This is a genomic window from Streptomyces sp. NPDC089799, from assembly GCF_040684755.1.
GTDB lineage: Bacteria > Actinomycetota > Actinomycetes > Streptomycetales > Streptomycetaceae > Streptomyces.
On the sequence record NZ_JBFBGR010000019.1, the window covers coordinates 1 to 23,704 of the forward strand.

The 23,704-nt window shown below is 74.2% G+C and carries 17 protein-coding genes; 6 read left to right on the top strand and 11 right to left on the bottom strand.

Annotated features, from left to right (window positions below; translation table 11 throughout):
- The first annotated feature begins 581 nt into the window (after positions 1–581).
- From AB0O36_RS21310 to aac(3)-VIII, 5 genes are all read left to right on the top strand, one after another.
- Entirely contained in the window at positions 582–1,349 is a 768-nt protein-coding gene (locus AB0O36_RS21310; protein ID WP_365112671.1) for an SDR family oxidoreductase, read from the top strand.
- 92 nt (positions 1,350–1,441) lie between these two features.
- Positions 1,442–1,813 (top strand): MerR family transcriptional regulator, encoded by a 372-nt coding sequence (locus tag AB0O36_RS21315; protein WP_365112674.1) that lies wholly within the window; start codon positions 1,442–1,444, stop codon positions 1,811–1,813.
- A 145-nt stretch (positions 1,814–1,958) separates the two neighbouring features.
- The gene (locus AB0O36_RS21320; protein WP_365112677.1) at positions 1,959–2,879 is read left to right on the top strand and encodes a glycosyltransferase family A protein; all 921 of its coding nucleotides are present in this window, start codon (positions 1,959–1,961) and stop codon (positions 2,877–2,879) included.
- Between the two features lie 161 nt (positions 2,880–3,040).
- A complete protein-coding gene (locus AB0O36_RS21325) occupies positions 3,041–4,195 on the top strand; it encodes an oxygenase MpaB family protein (RefSeq protein WP_365112679.1) in 1,155 nt (384 codons plus the stop codon).
- Positions 4,196–4,311: 116 nt separating this feature from the next.
- On the top strand, positions 4,312–5,178 hold the full coding sequence (gene aac(3)-VIII, locus AB0O36_RS21330) for an aminoglycoside N-acetyltransferase AAC(3)-VIII (RefSeq protein WP_365112682.1): 867 nt from the start codon (positions 4,312–4,314) through the stop codon (positions 5,176–5,178).
- Positions 5,179–5,310: 132 nt separating this feature from the next.
- On the opposite strand, the gene AB0O36_RS21335 is transcribed toward aac(3)-VIII, so the two are convergent.
- Both AB0O36_RS21335 and AB0O36_RS21340 read right to left on the bottom strand, forming a co-directional pair.
- Positions 5,311–9,324 (bottom strand): hypothetical protein, encoded by a 4,014-nt coding sequence (locus tag AB0O36_RS21335; RefSeq protein ID WP_365112685.1) that lies wholly within the window; start codon positions 9,322–9,324, stop codon positions 5,311–5,313.
- A gap of 87 nt (positions 9,325–9,411) precedes the next feature.
- On the bottom strand, positions 9,412–10,662 hold the full coding sequence (locus AB0O36_RS21340) for an aminotransferase class III-fold pyridoxal phosphate-dependent enzyme (RefSeq protein ID WP_365112687.1): 1,251 nt from the start codon (positions 10,660–10,662) through the stop codon (positions 9,412–9,414).
- 159 nt (positions 10,663–10,821) lie between these two features.
- Here AB0O36_RS21340 and AB0O36_RS21345 point away from each other — a divergent pair, with 159 nt between their 5' ends.
- Complete coding sequence (locus AB0O36_RS21345) at positions 10,822–12,726, top strand: hypothetical protein (protein ID WP_365112689.1); 1,905 nt, start codon at positions 10,822–10,824, stop codon at positions 12,724–12,726.
- A 131-nt stretch (positions 12,727–12,857) separates the two neighbouring features.
- On the opposite strand, the gene AB0O36_RS21350 is transcribed toward AB0O36_RS21345, so the two are convergent.
- The 9 genes from AB0O36_RS21350 to AB0O36_RS21390 form a co-directional block, all read right to left on the bottom strand.
- Positions 12,858–13,706: a PIG-L family deacetylase gene (locus AB0O36_RS21350; protein WP_365112692.1), complete on the bottom strand. Its 849-nt coding sequence runs from the start codon at positions 13,704–13,706 to the stop codon at positions 12,858–12,860.
- Positions 13,703–14,770, bottom strand: a complete 1,068-nt coding sequence (locus AB0O36_RS21355; RefSeq protein ID WP_365112695.1) for a hypothetical protein — start codon at positions 14,768–14,770, stop codon at positions 13,703–13,705. Before AB0O36_RS21355 ends, AB0O36_RS21350 begins: the two co-directional genes overlap by 4 nt.
- Positions 14,763–15,053, bottom strand: coding sequence for a DUF6137 domain-containing protein (locus tag AB0O36_RS21360; RefSeq protein ID WP_365112698.1), 291 nt, complete (start codon positions 15,051–15,053; stop codon positions 14,763–14,765). The genes AB0O36_RS21355 and AB0O36_RS21360 overlap by 8 nt, the downstream gene beginning before the upstream one ends.
- Before the next feature lie 5 nt (positions 15,054–15,058).
- A complete protein-coding gene (locus AB0O36_RS21365) occupies positions 15,059–15,778 on the bottom strand; it encodes a histidine phosphatase family protein (protein WP_365112701.1) in 720 nt (239 codons plus the stop codon).
- Positions 15,775–16,677, bottom strand: a complete 903-nt coding sequence (locus AB0O36_RS21370; protein ID WP_365112704.1) for a radical SAM protein — start codon at positions 16,675–16,677, stop codon at positions 15,775–15,777. The genes AB0O36_RS21365 and AB0O36_RS21370 overlap by 4 nt, the downstream gene beginning before the upstream one ends.
- Positions 16,678–16,760: 83 nt before the next feature.
- The gene (locus tag AB0O36_RS21375) at positions 16,761–18,386 is read right to left on the bottom strand and encodes a GMC family oxidoreductase (protein WP_365112706.1); all 1,626 of its coding nucleotides are present in this window, start codon (positions 18,384–18,386) and stop codon (positions 16,761–16,763) included.
- 47 nt (positions 18,387–18,433) lie between these two features.
- Positions 18,434–20,266 (bottom strand): ABC transporter ATP-binding protein, encoded by a 1,833-nt coding sequence (locus tag AB0O36_RS21380; protein ID WP_365112709.1) that lies wholly within the window; start codon positions 20,264–20,266, stop codon positions 18,434–18,436.
- Entirely contained in the window at positions 20,263–22,182 is a 1,920-nt protein-coding gene (locus AB0O36_RS21385; protein ID WP_365112711.1) for an ABC transporter ATP-binding protein, read from the bottom strand. The genes AB0O36_RS21380 and AB0O36_RS21385 overlap by 4 nt, the downstream gene beginning before the upstream one ends.
- Positions 22,179–23,513: a glycosyltransferase family 4 protein gene (locus tag AB0O36_RS21390; RefSeq protein WP_365112713.1), complete on the bottom strand. Its 1,335-nt coding sequence runs from the start codon at positions 23,511–23,513 to the stop codon at positions 22,179–22,181. The genes AB0O36_RS21385 and AB0O36_RS21390 overlap by 4 nt, the downstream gene beginning before the upstream one ends.
- Positions 23,514–23,704 lie beyond the last annotated feature (191 nt).

The following is a 23,704-nucleotide window of genomic DNA, read 5'->3' on the forward strand; positions in this document are numbered from 1 at the left end:
CTCAGCGCGTGACCCGCCAACGAGAACGGGTGGCACAGCATGAGCTGTGCCACCCGTTCTCAGGCAAGGGCAAGGTCTTCCGGGACGTACTGAAAACCAGAGGAAGGAGCGCTTCTCCCGATCGGCTTCGGGGCCGCCCCAGGGCAGCTCGACCTCAACAGCCGGATGCCGGAAGGGTGTTCAACCCTGGTTGCCCAGCGGCATGTCGGCTGCTGCGAACCGCGGCTGTCCGGGCTTAGCGAGCCCGGTCGGCGGCCGTGGGTAGACACACCGAAGCTCAGTAGCACGCACCCCACGGTGCTGCAAGTTTCCGCAGTTCAGCAGCGGGAGGGACGATCTGCAGAGGATCCGTCGGCACTGCACAGGAATGGGAGGCTGCGGCGACCTTCGCCCATGTGCTCACGCTGCGGTTTCGTAGAGCGACCGGCGAACCACGGTGTAACCGTCAGGAAGCTCGTTCCCTGTCAGTTCCTTGTACCTCGCCCTGGCCTCCTCACTGGCCTGCTGACCGGCGGGGAGCCTCCGCAGGAAAGGGTGGGCGCTTGACCTTGCCACCGGTGGCAGGGTTCGACGATGGCCGCATGAACGCCAACTCCAGGGTCATCGCCAACTCCAGGGTCATCGCCGTCACCGGGGCCGGTACCGGGATCGGCCGCGCCACCGCCCGTGCCTTCGCCGCCGAAGGCGCGCACGTCGTCGCGATCGGACGACGGCCCGGACCGCTCGAAGAGACCGCTTCGGGCCGGGGGCTCATCACACCCCTGGTCGCCGACATCACCGCCGAGGACGGGCCGGAAGAGATCATGCGGGCCGTCCGGGACCTGCACGGCGGCCGGCTGGACGTGCTGGTCAACAACGCGGGCATCGTGCACGGCGGCGCCCTCGGCACGCTGACACCGGAACGGATCACGGCCCAGCTGGCCACCAACCTCGTCGCACCCACCCTGCTCGCCCAGGCCGCACTGCCGCTCCTGGAGACCGCGGGCGGGGTGATCGTCAACGTCAGTACGTCGGTCGGGCAGCGCGCATGGCCCGGCAGCTCGGTCTACGCCGCCACCAAGGCCGCCCTGGACCTGCTGACCCGCAGCTGGGCCGTCGAACTGGCACCCCGCGGGATCCGGGTCGTGGCCGTCGCCCCCGGCGCGATCGACACCCCCATCGGCGTCCACCAGGGCCTGACCCCCGAGCGGATGGCGGCGGTGCGGGAGTGGCAGCTGGCGCACACCCCGCTGGGCCGCATCGGCCGACCGGAGGAGGTAGCGTGGGCGATCACCCAACTCGCCGCGCCGGCAGCGTCGTTCGTCACCGGAGTGGTGCTCCCCGTCGACGGCGGAGCGGTCGTGGCGTGAGCGGGCCGGAAGGCGGGGCGCAACGGAACGCACGAAGTGAGCGGAACGGATGGAACGGGTGGAACAGGCGGAACGGAAGGGAACGGGACGAGATGCGGATCGGTGAACTCGCCAGGGCGACGGACACCAGCGCCCGCGCGCTGCGCCACTACGAGCAGGCCGGCCTGATCTCCTCCGACCGGGCCGCGAACGGCTACCGCGTCTACGACGAGCGCGCGGTCGTACGGGTCCGCAACATCCGCCGCTTCCTCACCGCCGGCCTCACCCTGGACGACGTACGGGTGTTCCTCCCGTGCCTGGACGGCGACGTGGCCGCGGCGCCGCCCTCCGAGAAGGGTCTCCAGGTCGCCCGGGACCGCCTCGCGGTCATCGACGAGCGCATCGCCGCCCAGACCGAGGCCCGCGACCGCCTGGAGGCGGCCCTCCGGGCGGCAGGGCCCGCACAGGGCCCGGAATTCCCCTGATGATGTGATCACCCGTCGGTCTGTGATCATCTATCGGTCATGACCGGCCGCGCGAGCGGCAGCCCGGGCAGGAGCCGGCCACCGCCGTCCGTCCCCTTCCGGACACCTGTCAGGGCGTCGACCGCGCGCCCATGTGGAGTGCCCAGTGAACGGATCCGCCGTCTTCGTCATGCCGTACCACGGCGACGGGAACGCCTCCGCGGAGTATCTGGCGGAGTCCGTCGCCAGTCTCCACGCCCAGACCGACCCCGGCTGGCGCCTGGTCGTCGTCGACGACGCGAGCCCCCGCCCCCGGGACCGGCAGCGGCTGTGGGACCTGCGCGACGCCGCCCCGGACCGGATACACGTCATCCGGCGGGAGACCAACCGCGGTCAGGGGGCGTGCCGCAACACCGGCGTCCGCTGGGCCGCCGACCAGGGCGCCGAGATCGTGCTGTTCCAGGACGCCGACGACCTCGCCCACCCGCGCCGGCTCGAACTCACCCGCCGCGCCTTCGCCGACCGCCCCGGAGCGGACTTCGTGTACTCCCCGTTCTCCGTCGTCGACGAACACGGCCACGAGGTCCCCGAGGACACCCTGACCCCCTCCGTACGCGAGATCCTCCACTCCCACCGGCACGCCCCGGTCGAGGGGGCCGACGCCTGGATCCGCATCGGCACCGAGACCGGTTACACCACGCTGACCTCCACCGTCTCCGTACGTACGGCCCTGGCCGTGCGGCACCCCTTCCCCGAGGTCCGCGGTTCCGAGGACGCCCACACCTGGCTGCGGATGTCCGCCGGCGGCACCGGCTTCGCGTACCTCCCGGACGTCCCGGCCCGTTATCGCATCCCCCAGCAGGCCCGCGGTTCCTCCGACCGTGACCGGATCGGTGCCGACTACTACCGCCGGAAGGCCGAGGTCGACAGCGACGGCTTCCGGCAGGCCATGTCCATCGCCCTGCGCCGCGGCAGCATCGGCCACGACGACGTCCCCCGCCTCACCCACGCCTTCCGCCGCCGCCTCGCCCTCACCCTCGCCCGCGAGGGCCGCCACGACCTCGCGGCCGAAGTCCTCCCGGTCTGAGCAGGTCGGGCGGGGCCCGAAGCGCCGGGGCGACCGGCTTCCACTGTTGGGGTGAGGAGGTAACGATCCCTCATCCACAGGGGGTTCTGGCCGTGTCTCCGGCAGCGGAAGCATGCCGCTGACCGGCGGGAACGCCGGGCACCCCAAGAGGAGGTACAGCCATGGCCATCACGACGGCGACGATCGCCGCAGAGCTGGAAGCGGCGAGCAAGGTCGGCGACCCCAAGGCCGACGAGCTCGTGTCGGACCTGATCGACCACAAGGAGATCGACGGGGTCAACGCCCTGTTCCGCACCATCGGCACCATCAAGCCCGGGATGGACACCTCCGGGCTGCCCCAGCGGCTCGCCGCCTTCCTCCAGGAGGCGGCCGCCCCGCCGCCGGACTGGTCGGACGCCGACGTCAAGGCCGCGGAGTCCTTCTTCGCGCACCACCACGGCGAGGTGTCCATGCTCCAGGGCACCGTCGGCCTGATCGGCACCTACCTCTCCCCGACCGGGGCCTTCACCCTCCGCTCCACCGGCCGCCTCGGCGGTGTCGACGGCCCCGGCCGCCGCCTGTCGCAGTCCTCGCGCCTCTTCCTCGACATGGGCAACAAGAACGTCATGCGCGACGGCACGCTCGCGGCCAACGTCACCAAGGTCCGCCTCGTGCACGCCTCCGTACGCCAGCTCCACAAGAAGAGCGGTGAGTGGGACTACGCCAAGTGGGGCGAGCCGGTCTCCCAGAAGTACACGACCGGTGCCGCCTGCGTCTTCTCCACCCAGATCCTGCAGGCCATGGACCGCCTCGGGATCGACGTCTCCAAGGACGACGCCAAGGGCTTCATGTGTGCCTGGCACTACGTCAACCACTACCTGGGCACCCCCGACAAGTGGCTGCTGCCCAAGGACCCCGAGCTGGTCAAGGCCGTGTGGAACCAGGAGCGCGACAAGGAGTGGTCCAAGACCGACGACGGCGTCTTCATGACCAAGCAGGCCGTCGACTTCTACCGGAAGTTCTACCCGCCGGGCGCCCACGACGCGTTCATCGCGATGGTCCGCCACGCACTGAGCGACAAGTACGCCGACATGGCCGGCCTGCCCAAGAGCGTCCTCGGCGCCGCCGCCGGCCCCCTCTCGGCGGGCAGCGGCCTGGTCAGCGGCGTCGGCGGGGGCATGCTCGGAGGCACCGCGCAGAAGGCCACGGGCGTCAACCCGTACAAGGAGATCATCGGCATCGCCTCCAAGGGCTTCAACGAGGTCCAGAAGTTCGCCCTGACCCACGACCAGGACGACCAGCCCCAGATGCACCAGGAACTCGGGGACAGCCGCTGATCCGGACGCGGCCTGCCGGACCGGGGACACGGGCCCGGTCCGGCGCGCCGCCGCGGACGGCCGAAACCCGACGTAGGCGGCCGGTGCCGGTCCGGTCCGGCGCTATGTTGTGCGGCGTGGACGAGAAGGAACTCCTCAAACGGGCCGACGGACCGGTGACCCGCAGCCGCCTCGTACGGGACCTGCAGGTGCTGGGCGTCCGCCACGGTGACACCGTCATGGTCCACACCCGGATGTCGGCCATCGGCTTCGTCCCGGGCGGTACCCGGACCGTCATCGAGGCCCTCGCGGACGCCGTCGGCGACACCGGCACGCTGATGGCCTACTGCGGCTGGAACGACGCCCCGCCCTACGACCTCGCCGACTGGCCCGAGGAGTGGCAGGAGCCGGCCCGCGCCGAATGGCCCGCGTACGACCCGCTGCTCAGCGAGGCGGACCACGGCGTCGGCCGGCTGCCCGAGGCACTGCGGCAGTGGCCGGGCGCCGTACGCAGCCGCCACCCCGACGCCGGCTGCGTCGCCGTGGGGCCGGCCGCACACCGGCTGACCGACGACCACCCGTGGGACGACCCGCACGGCCCCGGCAGCCCGCTCGCCCGGCTCACCGAGGCCGGCGGCCGGGTCCTGCTGCTCGGCGCCCCCCTCGACACCCTGACCCTGCTGCACCACGCCGAGGCCCTCGCCGAAGCACCCGGCAAGCGGTACGTCACGTACGAGCAGCCGATCACGGTCGACGGGAAGCGGGTGTGGCGGCGCTTCCGGGACGTCGACACCGAGACCGAGGCGTTCGACTACGGGCGGGCCGTCCCCGCGGGCGTGTGGCCGTTCACCGTCATCGCGGGGGACATGCTCGCCGCCGGTTTCGGCCGTACCGGCACGGTGGGCGCCGCCCCCAGCCACCTCTTCGAGGCGCCGGACGTGGTCCGGTTCGGGGTCGACTGGATCGAGAGCCGCCTCGGGTCGCCGGCAGTGGTCACCGACTGAACCGGTCCTGTTCCCTCCCCCCTGTTCCGTCCCGTCCCGTCCCGTCCCCTTCCCCGGACTGCGGGAAGGGGACGGGGTGAGCGCCGGGTACCCCCTCGGGTACCCGGCGCCGACGTCTCGGGGCGCGCCTGCTCAGGCCGCCGTCGCGCCGCCCACGCCCGGCTTCGTACGGATGTCCCGGCGCAGCCGGCCGCCCGCCGAGGCCACCGCGGCCGCCAGCGGTTCCTCCTGCGCGGGTCCGGCGCCGTACGGCACCACCTCCAGGCCCGCCACCAGGTCCGCCAGCAGGCCGGCGTCCGCCAGGACATCGGCGTACCGGTGCGCGAGGAACTGCCGGCACCGGCGGTGCACCGCCGGTCCGTCGAGCACACGGCGGGCGGTCTCCGCCGCGTTGTCCGCCGTGACCACCAGCCAGGGCGCGCGCACCGGCAGCAGCACGTCCCCGGCCGGCCCGTCCGCGAAGGCCCGCACGGCCGCGTCCCGGACGTCCCCCCGCGGCAGCAGCGCCGCCGCCAGTACGTCGGCCCAGCCCGGCAGTTCCGGCCCGCTCAGGGCCGCCACCGCAGCCTCCGGGAACCGTGCGGCCACCAGCAGGGCGAGCTGCTGCACGGCGTTGTGCGCGCCGATCCAGTCCGCAGGATCCGCCGTGCCGGCCAGCCGCCGCCACGCCGCGTCCAGCCGCGCCACCGCGCCCTCCGGGCCGTCCGGGCCCGCGGCCGAGGCCGCCACCACCTCGGCACGGATCCGCCCGTCGGTGCAGAGCATGCCGATCGCGGTGCCCAGCGGCAGCGTCTCCAGCGTCTCGAACAGGTCGGCGTCCTCGTACGCCAGCCGGTAGCCCACCAGCGCGCGGAAGACCTCCGCCCACTCCGGCTCCAGGAACTCCCCGCCGAGGCCGGCGACGTCCCCGGCCGGCACGTACGAGAAGTCGTACGAGCCGTCGAACAGGGTGCGGAACACGCCGAGCGCCAGCCGCATCCCCTCCGCCGCGAACCGCTCCCCGCCCGCCGGGCGGGCCTCCACCCGCAGCGTCCAGGTGCCGGCCATCCGCACCCGCTCGCAGCGGAACTCCAGCTCCGGGAACCAGTCGCCGCAGCGTTCCAGCAGCACCGTCAGGCCCGTCAGCCGGCCCGCGTCGGCCTCGGTGACGTCCGGCGGCTCCGTCCACTCGCCCTCCACCCGGTCGGGGCGGAACATCAGGCTCGCCTTGTGGATGCCGAGCGGGACGTCCAGCTCGACCGCGTCCCGGGTGAAGCGCAGCAGCTTGTTGCCGCCGGGCCCGAACCGGTCCGACAGCCGCTGGAGTTCGCGGACGCCCGACGGCGCCCGCTCGGCGGGGTAGCGGGCGGTGCGGGACAGCAGCCACTGGTGCAGCGCGTTGTGCAGCTGGTGCGGATTGCCCGGTCCTTCGCCTTCACCTCCGCCATCCTCACCGCCTTCGCCTTCGCCTTCGTCTTCTCCATCGCCTTCGGCATCGTCTTCGCCGCTGCCGGCGACCGGCTCGCCCGCGGCGGCCAGTTCCAGCAGCCGGCCCCAGGTGAGCTCCTCCTCCAGCACGAAGTCCTCCGGTACCGGCAGGGCGCGCCAGGCGCGGACCCAGGCGCCGAAGCCGGCGACCGACTGCTCCTCCTCGGGCGACAGGCCGTACTCGTCGGCCAGCGCCAGCCAGGCGTCGAGGACGTCCAGATAGGCCCGGTAGGCGGCCGGTTCCGGGCGGTCCACCAGGTCCAGCAGCAGCCGCTTGAGGGTGCTGTCGTACGCCTCGATCAGATCGCTGCGGGTCAGGTCCAGCAGGACCGCGTTCCCGTCGGAACCGGTCCCGCCCTCCTGCCACGCCGGAGCGCCCGCGTACGCCCGGTAGGCATCGTTCAGGGCGTGTCCGCGCCGGGCCGCGTCGCCCGCGTCGGCCGCCGAGAGGTCGACCCGGCACCGCTCGACGGCCAGGTACAGCGCGGCGAAGGCGGGGTCGGCGGCGGCCATGGCGAGCAGCCGGTGGATCTCGGCGGGAGGAGCGGAGGAGCGGGCGGCGAAGCGGCACAGTTCCTCCGTCCTCGCCGGGTCGCCGGTCGGCAGGGCGGCCACCGTACGGGCGATCACCTCGTCCCGCTCGGCCGCGTCGTACACGTCCAGCGCGTGTAGGGACGCCGCGAGCGACTCCACCGCCCCGAGCAGTGCGAGTGCCGCCTCCGCCCCCGAGCCGTCGTGCGTGCCGTGCGTGCCGTGCGTGCCGTGCGTGCCCTGAGTGTCGTCCCCGTCGTACGTCCCTCCGGCCGTGCCCGCCAGGGCGAGCACGCGGGGGAGTGCCGCCGCCAGTGCCCGGTCCGACAGCGTCGCCGTGTCCTCCAGCCGGGCCAGTGCCACCGGCAGCCGCAGGTCGGCGGCGCCCGCGACGGCCGTGCCGAGCGCGCCGGGCGGGGCCGTCCGGGCACAGCGGGGCAGCACGGCCGCGACGGCGTCGGCGTCGGCGGACCGGGCGGCGACGAGCCCCCGTACATAGCCGCCGGCCGCGTCCGGCACGAGCTCCGCCACCCGTGCGGCGGGCACCCCGCCCGCCAGGAGGGCCTCGGCCGTACGGGCGGTGAAGGCGGGCGAGGCCACCTCGGCCCCGTCCCGGACGAACACGTCCTCCGCCGGGCGGAAGCTGTCCAGCACGATCCGGTCCCGGACCCGCGACGGCAGGTGCGGCAGCCCGTACAGCCCCGTGACCCCCGGCATCAGCGCCGGGCCGGGCGGCACGCCGTCCGCGAGTACCGCGGCGGCCGCCCCCGCGCAGTCCTCCCGGGTGAACAGCAGCCGGCAGCCCCGCGGCACCGCCGACATCCGCCGCGTCCCGACCACCACCGCCGGCGGCCGGCCGGTGCCGAAGTGGCACTCCTGCGTCCACGGGTCGGCCAGGGCGTACGACGCGGTCTCCGGGACGTCCTCGGGACGGCCGCGCAGCACCGCGACCCCGTGCTGGCGGAACATCACCGCCGCGTGCTCCGCCGGGCTGCCCCGCTCCACCAGCACGTGCCCGAGCCGTTCCCGCTGCTCCGGCTCCATCAGCAGGTAGCGGCTCCAGGCGTCCTCCAGCCGCACCGACGTCAGGAACGACGTGGCCCGCACCCGGCGCGGCGGCACGAGGATGTCGACGGGCGCGGTCACACAGGCCGCCCGCCAGGCCTCCCGGCACTCCTCGGTGAGCACGTCCACCGTGGGCTCCGGCTCGTACGCGGCGGCCGGCCTGACCTGGACCAGCGTGGACCGTACGGTCTCCACCCGGCGCAGTACGGACCCCCGCCACAGGACGGTGCCGGGGACGCCGGTCAGCCAGGCGAGGCTGTTGTCGCCGTCGGCGGTCTTCTGCGCCGACGCGAAGCCGAAGCCGAGGGACAGCTGGCCCACCAGCCGCCCGTCCGCGGTGAGTTCGGTCAGACCGGTGACGGACACCGTGCCCGCATCGGTCTCCAGGACCCACTCCGAGTCCAGCCGGGGCATGCCGAACCGCTCGTGCAGCCGGACCAGCAGCCCGGCCAGCGCGTCCACGTCCGCCGGGGCGGGCAGCGGGGTCTCCACGGCCGCCACGGGAGGCCCGTCACCGGAGGCCGTCGTGTCGACGAGCGGCTGTACGAAGGCGGCGATGGGCGACGGACGGTAGGCCGGGTCGGTCAGCCGCTGCTGGGCGACCGCGTGCTCGCCGTACCCGCTGAACACGACCGCGGCGACCGTGGCGTACAGGTCCTCGGGGCGCACGCAGACCAGGCTCTCGTAGCCGCCCGCGTTGACGTTCTCGTCCTGGTCCTCCTCCCCCGAACTGCGGACGATCCACGGCGCGTCACCGCAGACCTCGCGCAGCTCCCCGGCGAGCGCGGGGAGCCGGTCCCGGAGGAACGCCGCGTAGCCGGCGACGAGTTCCTCCTGTGCCGGTTCGCCCGCGGTCTCCTCCTCGCCTTCCTCCTCGCCTTCCTCCTCGCCTTTCTTCGTGCCTTCCTTCGTGCCTTCCTTGGCGAGGAATTCGTGTGCGTCGGCCGGATCGAGCGGATGCACGGGAAGGGCCACCGCCGTGAATTCGGGATCCCGGTACAGGGAGAGGAGGCGGGCGCATTTGGCCCCGTACTTCTCCGTTTCCCATAAGGCTTCCCGCTGTCGTTCCTGAGCTTCACCCATTACCGTCGCCTGTTCTGTTCCGTGTGTGCCGCGGATTTCGCTGTGGGTACGGCCCTCCGGGCCGGACGGGCCCGGAGGGCCGGGAATTCAGTCGTCGAGCAGCCGCGCCAGCAGCTCCTCGGTCGTGGCCCGGTCCCGTCCGGTGTCCCGCAGGCCGTCCAGCACGTTCCAGGCGACGCGGTACCGGCCCGCCTCGTCGACCGGCGCCGTACCGGCGTGCCGGGCGAGCCGCCCGCACACCCGGGTGAACCGTTCCTCGGCGTCCGCCAGCACCTCGTCGTCGAAGGCCGCGGAGACCGCCTGGTTGTCGCCCGCGTAGAAGAGCAGGCCCTCGGCGTCCGACGCCCGGTGGAAGTCGTCCTCCAGCTCCTCCGTGGCCGGCACGAACTGGAAGAACGTGCCGTCTCCGGCGATCTCGACGGGCAGCGAGGCGTCCGCGAGGGCCTTGCGGGCGTGCCGCAGGAAGCGGTCACCCACCTCGCGCGCGATGCGCTGCGGCTCCCCGGTGGCGACCCGGGCCAGCGCCGCGTCCGCCGCCGCCAGGATCGTCGGTTCGAAGAAGGAGGTGAACGACACCTCCTTCAGCGGCCGCAGCAGCCTGCGCGAACCGCCGACCGCGGAGACGGCGTGCCCGTTCGCCATGCCCTTGGCCACCGTCCACACGTCCGGCGCCAGCAGCTCCGCCGTCGACAGCCCGGGCCCGTACCGCAGCCCCACCTTGACCTCGTCCGCGATGACGACGACCCCGGCCGCCGTGCACAGCCGGCGCACCTCCCGGTACCACTCGGGCGACAGGTGCATGTGGTCGGGGGACACCACGACCGCCGCGACCCGCTCCGGCTTCGCCAGCAGCTCCGCGAGCAGCCCGAGGTCGTAGAAGAAGTCCACCACCCCGTCCGCGTTGGGCTCCAGCAGCGCCGGCGACGGGTACCACATCGGGTCGTAGCCGTGGTAGCCGCAGCTCAGCAGCAGGGGCCGGCCGGTCGACTCGCGCACCGCCAGCACGGCAGCCCGCACCGCCGCCGTCCCGGACCGGAAGAGGCCGACCACCTCGCCGCCGCACAGCGCGTGCAGCCGTTCCAGTACGGAGTCCACGCGCGGGCTCCAGCCGGTGGCCGAGCCGAAGGCGCCGGTCGCCGCCCGCGCCACGGCCTCCGCGATGTCCGGGTCGCCGTGCCCCAGCAGAACCGAACCGCGCGCATTGTCGAAATCGATCCACTGGAATCCGGATTCATCGACGAGGCGGGCACCGGAAGCCGAAGTGAAAACCCTCGGACGGCGGTCCGCGTCACGCGGGCAGGTGGGGAATTCGGCCAGCAGTGAGGAATTTTCCGTCATTGTTCACCTCGTGGGAAAGAGTTGTGTTGAAAGGGAATTGGGGCGGGCGCAGAGTGGCGAAACGGGGGTCGGCCGCCGAAGCGCCGGCCGCGGACGTGCCGGCCGTCGAAGTGCCGGCCGCCGGAAATCCGCGGTTCCCGTTCCTCGGAAGGAATGCACGTGATCACATCCGACGTGGCGCTGCCCGCCCTGCACCGGGCCTTCGTGGACACGGCCCGGCGGGACGGGAGCGCGGCGGCCCTGCACGCCTGCGCCTGTTTCGCCGAGCAGTCGTTCTCCGACGCCGCCGCGGCACGGGCTCGGGTGCCGGGCCCGCCGAACCTCCCCGGCCCGCCGAACCTGCCGGACCCGTGGGAGCTGCGCGCGCTGTGCACCGAGCTCGCCCGTGAGACCGCGGCCGCCCCCGGGGCACCGGCCCGCGATGCCGACACCCGCCTCCGCACCGTGGAGCGGGCCCTGCACCTGGCCACCGGGGCGGTGCACGACCTGTGGCGTTCCGCCGACGCGCACCGCGACCCGGTCACCGCCGCCCTGCTGCGGCACGCCACCGACTGGAAGACCCCGGAGTGCCACGGCTACGACCTCGCCGACCCCGAACTCTGCCTCGACCGGGCCGCCGAGTGGCTGACCGGGACGGACCCGGCCCGGCCCGTCCTCGTGGTGGCCGTCCGTACCGGCGGGTCCTACCTCGCGCCCTTCTGGCAGGCCGCCGCCGAGGACGCCGGCCGCGCCGCCGGCCCCTGGCACAGCCTCCGGCCGGTCCGCGGCACGGACGGCATCACCCTGCCCGCGGCCGAACTCGCCGCGCTCCCGCAGGTGCTGCCGCCCGGCACGACCGTCGTCCTCGTGGACGACCAGCCGGACACCGGCGCCACCGCCCTGGCCGTACGCGACCGCCTCGCCGCCCTCCTGCCCGGGGCGCCCGGCTTCGTCCTCGCCGCACCGGGCCGGATCTACGACCTCGCCGGCCCCGCGGTGCGCCTGACCGTCGAACGACCGCCCGTACGCACCGGAGAGCCCCGGCTGTGGCAGCTCACCGGGCCCGCCGGTACCGGGGACGGCCCCGGTACCGGCAGCACCGACCGGCTCGTCGAGCGCGCCCGCAGGACCGGAGTGCCCCTGCGGGACGGCACCGCCTACCGGGCGGAGCCGTTCCGCGGAACCTTCACCACCGTGTACGGCACCCCGCCCGCCGCCACGCCCGCCACCGGTGCGGAGGAGGGCGCGCCCCGCCGGATCGACCCGCGCCGCCGACCCTTCACCCTGATGCCGGTCGGAACCGCAGGACACGGCGGGCCCGCGTACCACTTCCGGTTCATCGGCACCGGCACGCACGGCCTGCACTGCGCCCGCACCCTCCGGGCCATGGGCGGGCTCCTCCCCGCCGGCACCGTCTTCGCCGACGGATACCTGGTGACCCCGCACGAGCCCGACCTGCGCCCGCTGCGCGAGGCGCTGCCCGCACTCACCGGGGCCGAGCGGCGCCGGGTCCTCGACGAGGTGGCCCGCTCCTGGCAACGGCTGGGCGAACTCGGCGAGCTGGGCCGACCGGGCCCGCAGGCCGTCTACGACCCGAGGGAGCGCCTCGCCACCGCCCTGCGCCGGCTGCGCGACCGCACCGGCCGCCCGCTGCCGGTGGACGCGAACTGGCTCGCCCGCCGGGTACCCGACCGCGCGCCGGTCGGCGGCACCGGCGGCGTACTGTTCCGCACCCCGCTGCCCTACGGGCACGCCCACTGGCACTGGCAGCTGGCCGGAACGGAGCTGCGGAGGTTCGGGCTGGACTGGATCTGGGGCGGGGGCGGCTGCCTGGAGAGCGAGATCGCCTCGTTCCTCGTCGAGAACCGGCTCGACGGGCCCGCCCGCGACCTGCTGCGCGAGGCGGTGGCCGGAACCACCGGCGACACCCGCGCCTTCGACGCCGCGCAGGGCCTGGCCGGTGAGGCCCTCCACTGGAACGCCAAGACCTGGCTCCGCCGCCACCCGGAGCCCACCGCCCGGACCGCCGACCTCATCGCGGCCGAACTGGAGGCACAGGCGGCGTACGTGGCCGACCTCGCCTGACGGCGCGGCCGGGTCCGGACGGTCCGCCGGGTCCGGGCGGGCAGCCACGCCCGGGCCGGCAGCGGCAGCGGCACGGCGGACCGGCGCCGCCGTTCCGGCGACCGGCCCCGCGGTGCCGCCGACCGGCGCGCTCACCGGGGCTCCGCCGGGCCGGGCGCGGGGCGCGCGGACGGCACGGGGGCGGCGGCGACCCACAGCCGTTCCACATGGGACGCCGCCCGGCCCGGCTCCGGTGACGCGCCCGGCTCAGGCGCCCCACCCGGCTCCGCCGTGGCCGCGCGGCGGGCGTGCCCGAGTGCCTCGCGCACGCACTCGTCGTCGGTCTGGCTGCCGTACACGTACATGCCGCGCACCTTCTGCTCCACCACACCGGATATGTCGACCCCGGCGTACGGCACCAGCCCCCGCCCGTCCCGCAGCGTCCGCAGCACCGCCGACGCCCCGCGCTGTCCGGCGTACGGCAGGTCCTCGTAGAAGAGAGTGAGCGCGTCCCCGCGAGCGGCGCCGCGCACCGCCGCGTGCACGAGCAGGTGGTCGATGTGGTTCCCGATGCCCGCCGGGGCGAGCACCGTGTCGGCACCCGACCGGTCCACCGCCTCCGCCACCGCCTCGGCCACCACCTCGCGCATGCCGTCCGCCTCCACCGGGGACGAGACCTCGGCCACGTCGTCGTAGCCGCGCAGACTCGCGTCCGCGAAGCCCAGCGGGCGGTACTCCGCGAGGCCGCGCAACCGGCAGTAGCGCAGCTCCTCCTCGCGCCGCCGGGCGCTGATGACCTGTGTCCCGGCCCGTCGCAGCCGCCGCGGCAGTGCCCACGCCGACCGGGTGAAGACCGTCAGCAGCGTGGCGTGCGCCGGCTGCCCCACCGCGGCCAGCAGCCCGCCGCAGGAGTACGCCACGTCGTCCGGGTGCGGCGAGACCAGCAGCGTCCGCCCCTCCCGCAGCCGCTCGGCCAGGGCCGTCCCCGCCCCGCCGCTCACCGCTGACCCCCTCCCGGACCGATGAGGTCCGCGTAGCGGGCGGCGACGTCCGTCCATCCGGTGTCCGGCCGCGGCAGCGGCGCCGGGACGCGGCTGCTTGCGGTCCCGCTTCCGCCCCCGGGTGCACAGGCCGCCACCACCCGGTCCGCCAGGGCGTCCACCGTCGGCGCCCGCAGCGAGGCGAAGCCCGGCAGGTTGCCGCCCTCGCCGAGGGTGGCGACGGGCACGCCCAGCTGGACCGCCTCGGCCGCCGCGAAGTTGAACGTCTCGTGGAACACCGACGGCAGCAGGAACAGCGCCGCGCCGCCGAAGACCCGTTCCCAGTCGGTACGGATGTCGTAGGCGTCGAGCACCTCGATCCGCCCGCCGGGGTCGGGCAGCGAACGCACCAGCTCCCGGGCCTCGCGGCCCCGGCGCGACCAGGTGGCGAAGATGACCCGCAGCCGCAGTCCGGCGCCGAGCAGCCGGTGCAGGCACCGTTCCGCGTCCGCCGTGTCGATCTTGCCGAGCTGGAGGACGACCGGGCCGGACGGGTCGTGGAGGTCCTTGTCCGGCACGTGGTCGGCCGCCCAGCCGATCACCGACCGGTCGGGGAAGCACCGCGTCCACGGCAGGTCCCGCAGGAACACCTCCCGCATCGGCCCGTCGGGATGCGCACCCCGCGCCGGACAGCCGGCCGGCACGGCCTCCCCGGGCACGGCCGGCGCGTCCATGTGCACGGGGCAGGCCGGAGGGTCGGACAGGTCGGCGGACAGCAGGCTGACGTCGTGCCAGATCCGCACCGTACGCCGGTGCAGGCCGGGCAGCCGCTGCCGTGCGCCGCCGCCGAACAGGGTGCTCTCGACCAGCGGGAACACCGCGTCCACCCGGTCCCGTTCCACCCGCGCGGCCAGGGCGTCCAGGTCGGCGCCCTCGGACTCGCGGTAGAAGTCGGCGTCGACCCCTGCCTCGCGCAGGGACCGCACCAGGTGCCACAGGGCCGTCTCCACGCCGCCCCACGACGGGGACGCGAAGCCCTCGTCGTAGATCTCGAACAGGGCCCGCGGGCCGGAACCCTCAGCCACGTCCGGCCTCCGTGGTGGTGGCACCCGACGTGGTGGGGGCCGAGCCGGCGGTGGCCGTGGTTGCGGTGGCCGCGCCGGTGGCCGCCGACACCAGAGCCACCAGCTCGTCCACCACGAACCGCCGCTCCGGCCGCGACCGCAGCCACAGCGTGCAGTCGAAGTAGCCCTCCAGCCGGTTGATGACGTTCCCGAACTCCCGCTCGTCCACGTCCAGGAAGCCGCGCGCCACGATCGCACCGGGGTCGTCGCCGCTCTCGTCGGCGAGGCACTTCAGGACGAGCATCCTGGTCAGGCCGTCCTGGCCAGGTGCGTCTTGCTGTTCGCCACCACCAGGGAAGCGCATCCGTCCTCCGTTCGGTCCACGATGAACACACCGGTATTGCTGATCTTGAAACGGGTGCGGTGCAGCAGGACGTCGTCCAGCCCCAGCAGCTCGAAGAGCAGGGCCTGGATCGTCTCCGAGTGCGACACGAGCACCCAGCGCGTGCCGGGACCGGTACGCGTCCCGGTCCCGGGACCGGTACCTGTCCCCGGACCGCGCGCCGGCGGGCAGCGGGAGTCCAGGAACTCCCGCACCCGCCGCCGCTGGTGGGCCCAGCTCTCCACGCCGAACACCTCCGCGTCGGGCCGGCGCAGCCGGTCCTCCAGTACGGCGTCCCACTCGCGCACCGTGACCGGCTGCGGGAACACCTCCGGCGCCCGCAGTTCCGCCAGCCGCCCGTCCGCGACCGCCGGCACGCCGAGGGCGGTGGCCAGCGCCTCCGCCGTGCGCGCGGCCCTCGTCTGCGGACTGCAGTAGAGCCGCACGGACGGGCCGGGAGCGGGACCCGGCGGGCGGACCGCCGGGTCCCGCGGCAGATGGGCGGCGAGCGCCCTGGCCTGCCGCTCGCCCAGGGGCGTCAGCCCCGCCCCCGGGTCGAAACCCGGCAGCAGGTCGTCGTCCCCCAGCACGTTCAGGCTCGCCTCCGCGTGCCGTACGAGCACGAACCGCTGGAGCCCGCCGGTCATACGATCGGCAGGGGGATCCGGCCCGGCTGGGGTGCCAGCATCCGGTCCCGCGAGTTGTTGAACTCCTGGTTGGCGATGCAGGTCCCGCACGGCCAGTTGTCGAACTCCCGGATCGGGCCGAAGCCGTGCACCAGGTGCTTGGGCACCGAGTAGCAGTCGCACTTGACCATCCGGATCTCGTCCCCGGAGACCTGGTAGTTGTAGCCGTTGGTGATCTGGTCGCAGACGGCGTCCCGCTTGCCGGTGTCGAAGATGTGGTTCCACCGGCGGTAGTACTCCGGCGGCGCGAGGAAGTCCGCCGGGTGCAGGTCGGCGTAGCGCAGGTTCACCGTGAGCGGCTGCCCCTTGAACGCGAGCAGCGGCATGAAGTGCAGCCGGCCCCGGTAGCCGCGCGACTGGAGGAGGTCGATCCAGTCGTTGACCTGCTCCACCGGCTGGCCCCAGTACACGGCCTGGAGCTCCGCCTCCACCTCCACGGCGGCGTCGATGATCCGGTCGATCTGCGCCTGCTTGAGGCCGCGCTTGGCGTTCATCTCCTCGGTGTGTCCGTCGACGGAGAACACCCACAGCAGGTCCGGCCGGCCCTCCAGGGCGGTCGGCACCTTGGTGCCGTTGCTCAGCACCTCGATCCGGTACCCCTCGGCGGCACGTTTCTGCAGGTGGTCGACGATCTTCCGGTAGAGCGTGATCTCACCGTCGGACTCGACCCGGAACAGCACCCCGTCCGGCTCGTAGTCGGCGAAGATCCGGTCCAGGGAGCGGATGGTGGCCGCCTGGTCCACCTTCGCCTTCTTGACCTCGCAGTAGGTGCACCGGATGTTGCAGGCGCCGTCCACGACGATGTTGCGGTAGGCGCGGATCCGCCGGACGGGCGGCGGCCAGACGATGTCGGATGCCATGGTCGTGACTCCTCGGGAGAGTGGGGAAGGGAGAACGGAGCAGGGAAGGGGAAGGGGAAGGAGATGGGAGGAGCGGTCGGGGCTCAGACGTGGACGGCGTGCCGGGCCACGAGGTCGCCCACCACCGCCTTCGCACTGCGCAGCGCGTGCGCCTGGATGGTCAGCGTGGGGTTCAGCCCGCCCGGGTACGGCATGAAGCTGCCGTCGACGACGTACACGTTGGGTGCCGAGTGGACCCGGCCCCAGCCGTCCACCACCGAGGTGGCCGGGTCGGCCCCGGCCCGGCAGGTGCCGTGCAGGTGGCAGCTGCCGTGCGCGAAGTCGCTCTCCTCGTGCTTGACGGCCCGCGCCCCGGCCTGCCTCAGCAGGTCCTCGCACCGGTCGGTCATGTACGTCAGCCGCCGCAGGTCACGGGGGTCGGGCGTGTAGTCGATGACGACGGAGGGCAGGCCGTCCTCGTCGAGGTGATCGGACAGCCGCACGCGGTTGTCCAGGTTCGGGTGGTCGGCCAGGATCGTCTCGATCCTCAGCTCCAGCGCGTCGTGGCGGATGAGCCGGGGGTCGTCGTTCTTCGACTCGTAGATCATGCCGCCCACCCCGGTCGGGCAGTCGGCGTCCAGGTAGTGGTCGAGGAAGGCGATGGTCGAGAACGGGCCGCCGTGGGTCCGCCAGTCGGCCAGCGTGATGCCGTCCGGGGCGTCGACGACCCCGCTGACGTACTCGCTCAGCTTCATCGTCAGCCCCCGCCCCACCAGGCCCGAGTGGTTGCCGACGCCCTCCGGCGCGTGCCCGCCGCGCGAGCGCAGCAGCAGGGCCGCGGTCTGGATGGCGTTGCACGCGACGACGAAGGACCGGGCCCGGATCCGGTGGGTGGTGCGGGACAGCCGGTCCAGGCAGGTCACGGCCGTGACCGCGTCCCGCCGGTCCTGCTCCAGCCGCAGCGCACGCACTCCCGTCCGCAGGGTGAAGCCGGCGTGTCCGGCCAGCGGGGCGAGGAACACCGAGACGGCATCGGCCTTGGCGCCCGTCGGGCACTGGTGGCTCACGCACAGCGAGTCCCGGCCGCAGGCCGAACGCCCTTCGTGGGGCTGCCGGTTGATGGCCAGCGGGGTGGGGAAGGGGTCGTAGCCCAGCGCGGTACCGGCCTCGTACAGCAGTTCCGCGGCTGCCGTGGGCGGGTGTGCGGGGCCCCGGCTGCCCTCGCCCTCCTCGCCGCCGCAGATGCCCAGACGCCGCTCCAGCACTTCGTAGTACGGGGCGAGTTCGGCCGGGCCGTACGGCCACCGCACGTCGAGGTCGCCGGCGTCGATCAGGGCGCTCGGGTCGAAGTCGAAGGGCCGGTACCGCCAGGAGGCCCCGCCGTAGAACACGGTGCCGCCCCCGAGGTTGGAGGTGGTCCACGGCCAGCCCTCGTCGGTCCAGCCGCCCTTGCCGTCCGGGACCAGGGCCGTCCGGCACATGTCGTCCAGCTCGGGGTTGCCGAGTGCGGGGGAGAGCCGGAAGCCCTCCTCCAGCATCAGCACGTCCAGGCCCTGCCGGACCAGCCGGTCCGCGGCCACCGAACCGCTGGCACCGCTGCCGATGACCACGACGTCCCAGACCCGGCCGTCGTCCCGGGCGTCCCACCCGTCACGGTGGGCCGGCCCCAGCGGGTCGGGGTGCCACGCGTGCGGGGTGTCCGTGGGCAAGGTGCCCCGAAGACGCTTCATCGTCTGCCTTTCGTAGAGGTGAAGGGGTGCGGGCGCAGTGCAATGCCTCATGCGGACGTGGCGGCCAGCCACCCCCGCTGCATCCCGGCGAACCGGCCGCCCGAACCGGCCAGTTCGGCCGGCGAGCCGTCCTCCACCACCGCCCCGTCCTCGATGACCAGGACCCGGTCCGCGATGGTGACCGTGGACAGCCGGTGCGCGATGATCACCGCGGTACGCCCGGCCAGGACCCGTGCCAGCGCCTCCTGGACGGCCCGCTCCGACGGGGCGTCCATGCTGGACGTGGCCTCGTCCAGGATCAGCACCCGCGGCGACGTGAGCATGACCCGCGCCATGGCGATCAGCTGCCGCTGCCCGGCCGACAGCCCCGAGCCGCGCTTGCGCACGTCGGTGTCGTAGCCCTCGGGCAGCGCGCTGACGAACCGGTGCGCGCCCACCGCCTCCGCCGCCGCCCGGATCTCCTCCGGGGTGGCGTCCGGCCGGCCGAGCGCGATGTTCTGCGCCACCGAGCCGGAGAACAGGAACGCCTCCTGGGTGATCATCGAGACGGCGCCGCGCAGTTCCCCGTCCGCCAGGTCCCGCAGATCGACCCCGTCCAGGGTGATCCGCCCGGCCGTCGGGTCGTACAGGCGCGCCAGCAGTTTGGCGATGGTGGACTTCCCGGCGCCGGTGGTGCCGACCAGCGCCACCGTCCGGCCCGCCTCCAGGGTCAGGTTCATGGCCGACAGCACCGGCCTGCCCTGCTGCCCCTGCTGTCCCTGCTGTCCCTGCTGTTCCTGCTCCCCGCCGTACCGGAAGTGCACGTCCTCGAACCGTACGGCGCCCGGGGCGCGCCCGCCGCCGAGGTCGCGCGCGGACGGCAGCGGCACCGGCCGCCCCGGCTCGGCCACCGCCGGGTGGCGCACGAACAGCGCGCCGATCTTCTCCAGGCCGGCCGAGGCCGACGCGAAGGCGTTCGCGAAGCTCGCCAGCTCGTCGATCGGGTCGTACAGGCGGTGCACGTACAGCAGGAAGGCGGTGAGCGCCCCGACCTGCAGGTGCCCCTGGTCGATGCGGAACACGCCCAGGGTCAGCAGGCCGACCAGGGACAGGTTCCCGATGAGCTTCACGCCGCCGCTGAACACGGCGCTCACCCAGCCCGACTCCGCGCGCGCCACCGCGTACCGGGCGTCGAGGCCGGACAGGCGGCGGGCGTTGGCGTCCTCGCGGCGGAACGCCTGCACCGCCCGGATCCCGTTGTACGCCTCCACCGTGTGCCCGACGACGCCTTCGACGGCGGTCCGGGTGTGCCGGTAGGCGACCTTCGAGCGGCGCCGGAACCACCGCGTGAGGAGGAACAGGGGCAGGAAGAGCACGATGACCACGGCGGCCATCGGCCCGTCCAGCCACACCATCACCGCCAGGACGCCGAGCATGGAGAACAGTGCCGAGAACAGGCCGTCCAGGCCCATCTCCAGCATCTCCTCCACCGACTCCACGTCGCTGGACAGCCGGGCGATGACCCGGCCGGACGGGTACGACTCGTGGAACGCCAGCGGCTGGCCGGTGACATGGGCGAAGGCCCGGTGCCGCAGCTCGAACAGCAGGTCCTGGGCGATGCTCCCGGAGTAGCGAAGGAAGCAGTACTTCACCGTCGCGGTGGTCAGGCCGGCCGCGAGGGCCGCGGCCGTGAACCAGACCAGGGGCGACCACCGGCCGTCCGCCGCCGCCGGGAGGCCGCGGTCGATGGCCGCGGCGATCAGCAGCGGCGGGACCAGCCCGCAGGCGTTCTCGACGAGTGCGAGCGCCGTGGCGGCGGCCAGCCGCCGCCGCTTCGGCCGCAGCAGCATGCGCAGCAGGGCGTTGCGGGCCCCCGCACCCGTGTGCTCGGCGTCGCTCATCGCCGTCCCTCCCCCTTCCCGGCCGGATCGCCCGGCGCGCTGCCGACCGCGCTGCCGACCGCGCCGCCCACCGCGCCGCCCGGCGGTGTGCGGACCAGCAGCCGGTACTCCGGCTCGCGCGCCATCAACTCGTCGTGCGTGCCGGTCGCCGCGACCCGGCCGCCCGACAGGAACACCACCTGGTCGGCCTGCCGGAGCGCGGCCGGGCGGTGGGCGGCCATCACCGTCGTGCCGCGGCCCCGTACGTCGGCCATCGCCTCCTGCACCTCCCGTTCCGTACGCACGTCCAGCGCGGACAGCGCGTCGTCCAGCACCAGCACCGCCGGCCGGGGCAGGACCGCCCGGGCCAGCGCGAGGCGCTGCCGCTGGCCGCCGGACAGGCCGAGGCCCTCCTCGCCGATCACCGTGGACAGCCCTTCCGGCAGGGCCGAGACGAAGCCGTCGGCCCGCACCGTGCGCAGGGCCTCCCAGACCAGCTCGTCGCGCTCGTCCCGCGCGTCGCGCTCGTTCTGCTCGCCGCGCTCGTCCCGCTCGTCGCGTGCGTCGCGCCTGTCGTGCCTATCGGGCTCGTCCCGCCCGCCCTGCCCGTCGTGGTCCTCGCGGGCCACGCCCAGCAGGACGTTGTCCCGCACCGTCCCGGAGAACAGCGCCGGGTCGTCGAACGCGCAGCACACCGCCGACCGCAACTCCGCCAGGGCCAGTTCGCGCAGGTCCGTGCCGTCCAGCGTGACCCGCCCGGACGTCGGGTCGTCCAGTCGGGACAGCAGCGACAGCAGCGTGCTCTTGCCGGAGCCGGTGGCCCCGACCACGGCCACCGTCGTGCCGGCCCGGATCGTCAGGTCGACGCCGCGCAGCGAGGCCGCCCCGCCCGGGTGCGCGTAGTGCACGTCCTCCAGCCGGATCTCACCGCGTACCGGCCGCGCCAGCGGCCGCGGGTGCTCCGGGTCCTCCACCGTCACCGGCTCGTCCCGCAGCTGCCAGTACCGGTCCGCCGCGGCGGCGGCCGTGGAGGCGTCGGCGGTCAGCCAGCCCAGCGTGTCCGCCGGCCAGCGCAGGTACGTCGCCACGGTCACCGCGGCCATCAGCGTGCCCAGGGTCAGCGAACCCGTGGCGACGCCGTGCCCGCCGTACCCGATCATCGCCACGATCGCCAGGTCGGGCAGCGCCGTGATCAGCCACCACAGGGCGGCCGTGTACGACAGCTTGCGCAGCTCCAGGCCGCGCAGCCGGCCGGCCTGCTCGGTGAACCGGATCACCGTCTCCGGGCCCCGCCCGAACACCTTCAGCACCCGCACGCCGAGCACCGACTCCTCCACCGTGGTGGACAGGTCGCCGCTCACTTCCTGCGCGGACCGAGCGACCACCCGGAACCGCTGCTCGAACACCGTGGTCGCCAGCACCATCGGCGCGTACGCCAGCAGCACGATCAGCGACAGCGCCGGCGCCAGCCAGGCCAGCACCCCGAGGCCGACCACCAGCGCCGCCACGTTCACCATCAGGTAGACCGCGGAGAACGCCGTGAACCGCCCGATCTCGGTCACGTCCGACACCGTCCGGGACAGCAACTGCCCCGACTGCCAGCGCCCGTGGAAGGACAGCGGAAGGCGCTGGACGTGCGCCGACACGTCCGCCCGCATCGCGGTCTCCAGCCCGGTCGCGGGCCGTACGACCAGCAGCCGGCGGGCCGCCAGCAGCACCGCCTCGACCACCCCGAGCAGCGCGAACCCGCCGATGTACCAGGGCAGCGCGTCGAAGTCGCCCCGGGCCACGGGCCCGTCCACCACCCGCTGCAGCACCAGCGGCATCAGCAGGCCGGCGAGCATCGACCCGAAGGCCGCGCCGCACGCCCCGGCCATCAGCCACCGGTTCGGCCGCAGGTAGGCGGCGCACCGCCGCAGCGAGGTCAGGCCGGTCACCCGGCACCCCCGTGGACCCGGCCGGCGCCGCCCGTGCTGCCGACGCCGCCGCCCGTGCCGCCGACGCCGCCGCCCGTGCCGCCGGCGGTACCGGCCGCTTCGCCCAGCGCCCGCCGGTAGTGCTCCAGGGCCAGGTCGGCGATGTCGTCCCCGTACGAGGCCAGCAGGCCGGACAGCGCCCCGGCGACCGCCTCCCGGTACACCGCCGCCCCGGCCACCGCCTCGCCCGCCGCGCGGGTCAGCGCGTCCACGTCCCCGCGCTCCACGAGCAGCGCGGGCGTGACCGACCCGACCGTGTCCCGCAGCCCGCCGACCGCGTAGCCGGCCACCGGCGTTCCGCACACCATCGCCTCCAGCGCACTGCCGCCGAGCTCCTCGTGCGCCGACGGCATGACCAGCACGTCGAGCGCGGTCATCACCGGCGGCACCGCGGCGTGCGGCACGAAGCCCGTGAACACGAACCGGTCCGCCAGCCCCGCCGCCGCCACGGCCTCCCGCATCCGCCCGCTCTGCGGCCCGTCGCCCACCACCAGGAACACCGCCCCGGGAGCGCCCGACACCTCGTCCCACCGCCCGGCCATCGCCACGAAGTCCCGCCACCCCTTCTCGTGGGCGACCCGGCCGACCCAGCCCACCACCGGCACCCCGTCCGGCACACCCAGCTCCCGCAGGGACTCCTCGGCCGCCAGGGCCGGCACCCGGCGCACCGCACCGACCGAGTCCGGCAGCACGTCGATCCGCGCACGGTCCATCGGCAGCGCCCGCGCCACGGTGTCGGCGGTCCGCGAGGTCAGCGTCGACACCCTGCGGGCGTGCCTCAGCGCGTACCGCTCCGCCGCGTCCACCAGCCGGTGCTGCACCCGGTCGAAGCGGGACATCGGCTCGTAGACCGCCAGCCGCGAGCAGTGCAGCGTCAGGCAGTACGGGGCACCGGTGATCCGGGACATCAGCGGCCCGGCGAGCAGCGCCCACAACTGGCCGTCGGCGTGTACGTGGATCAGGTCCGGCCGCCACCGGCGGCGGAGCGGGAACCCGGCGGCGAGGACGGCCGCAAGCCACGCCTGGTTCAGCCCCACCAGGCCCGTGAGCTCGGAACGGAGGCGGGGGAGCGGGGCGCGCGTGACCCGTACGACGAGCCCGGGACGGTCCGTCCGGGTGCGCGGCAGGCCGGGGAAGCCCACGGTCATGACCTGCTGCTCCACACCGCGGTCGGCCAGCTCCCGGGACAGCCGGAGGATCTGCACCTGCATGCCCCCGACGGCGTCGAACTCGGCGGGCCATTCGGTGACGCAGTCGTGGTGGAAGAACGGGGTGAGCCTCAGCACGCGCACGGCATCTCCACGAAAGAAAACGGCGATGGGCAAAGGACGAACAGGAGGAGGGGGCCAGACCGAGGCTCCACCGAGGTGTGGGCAGGCGAAGGAGACCCGCCGCCGACGCGGACCACTGCCGGTGCGGCGCACCCGCCCTCAGGGGAAGGGGCGGGAGCCACACCGGCAGGGGACCGCCGTCGGCGCGAGCC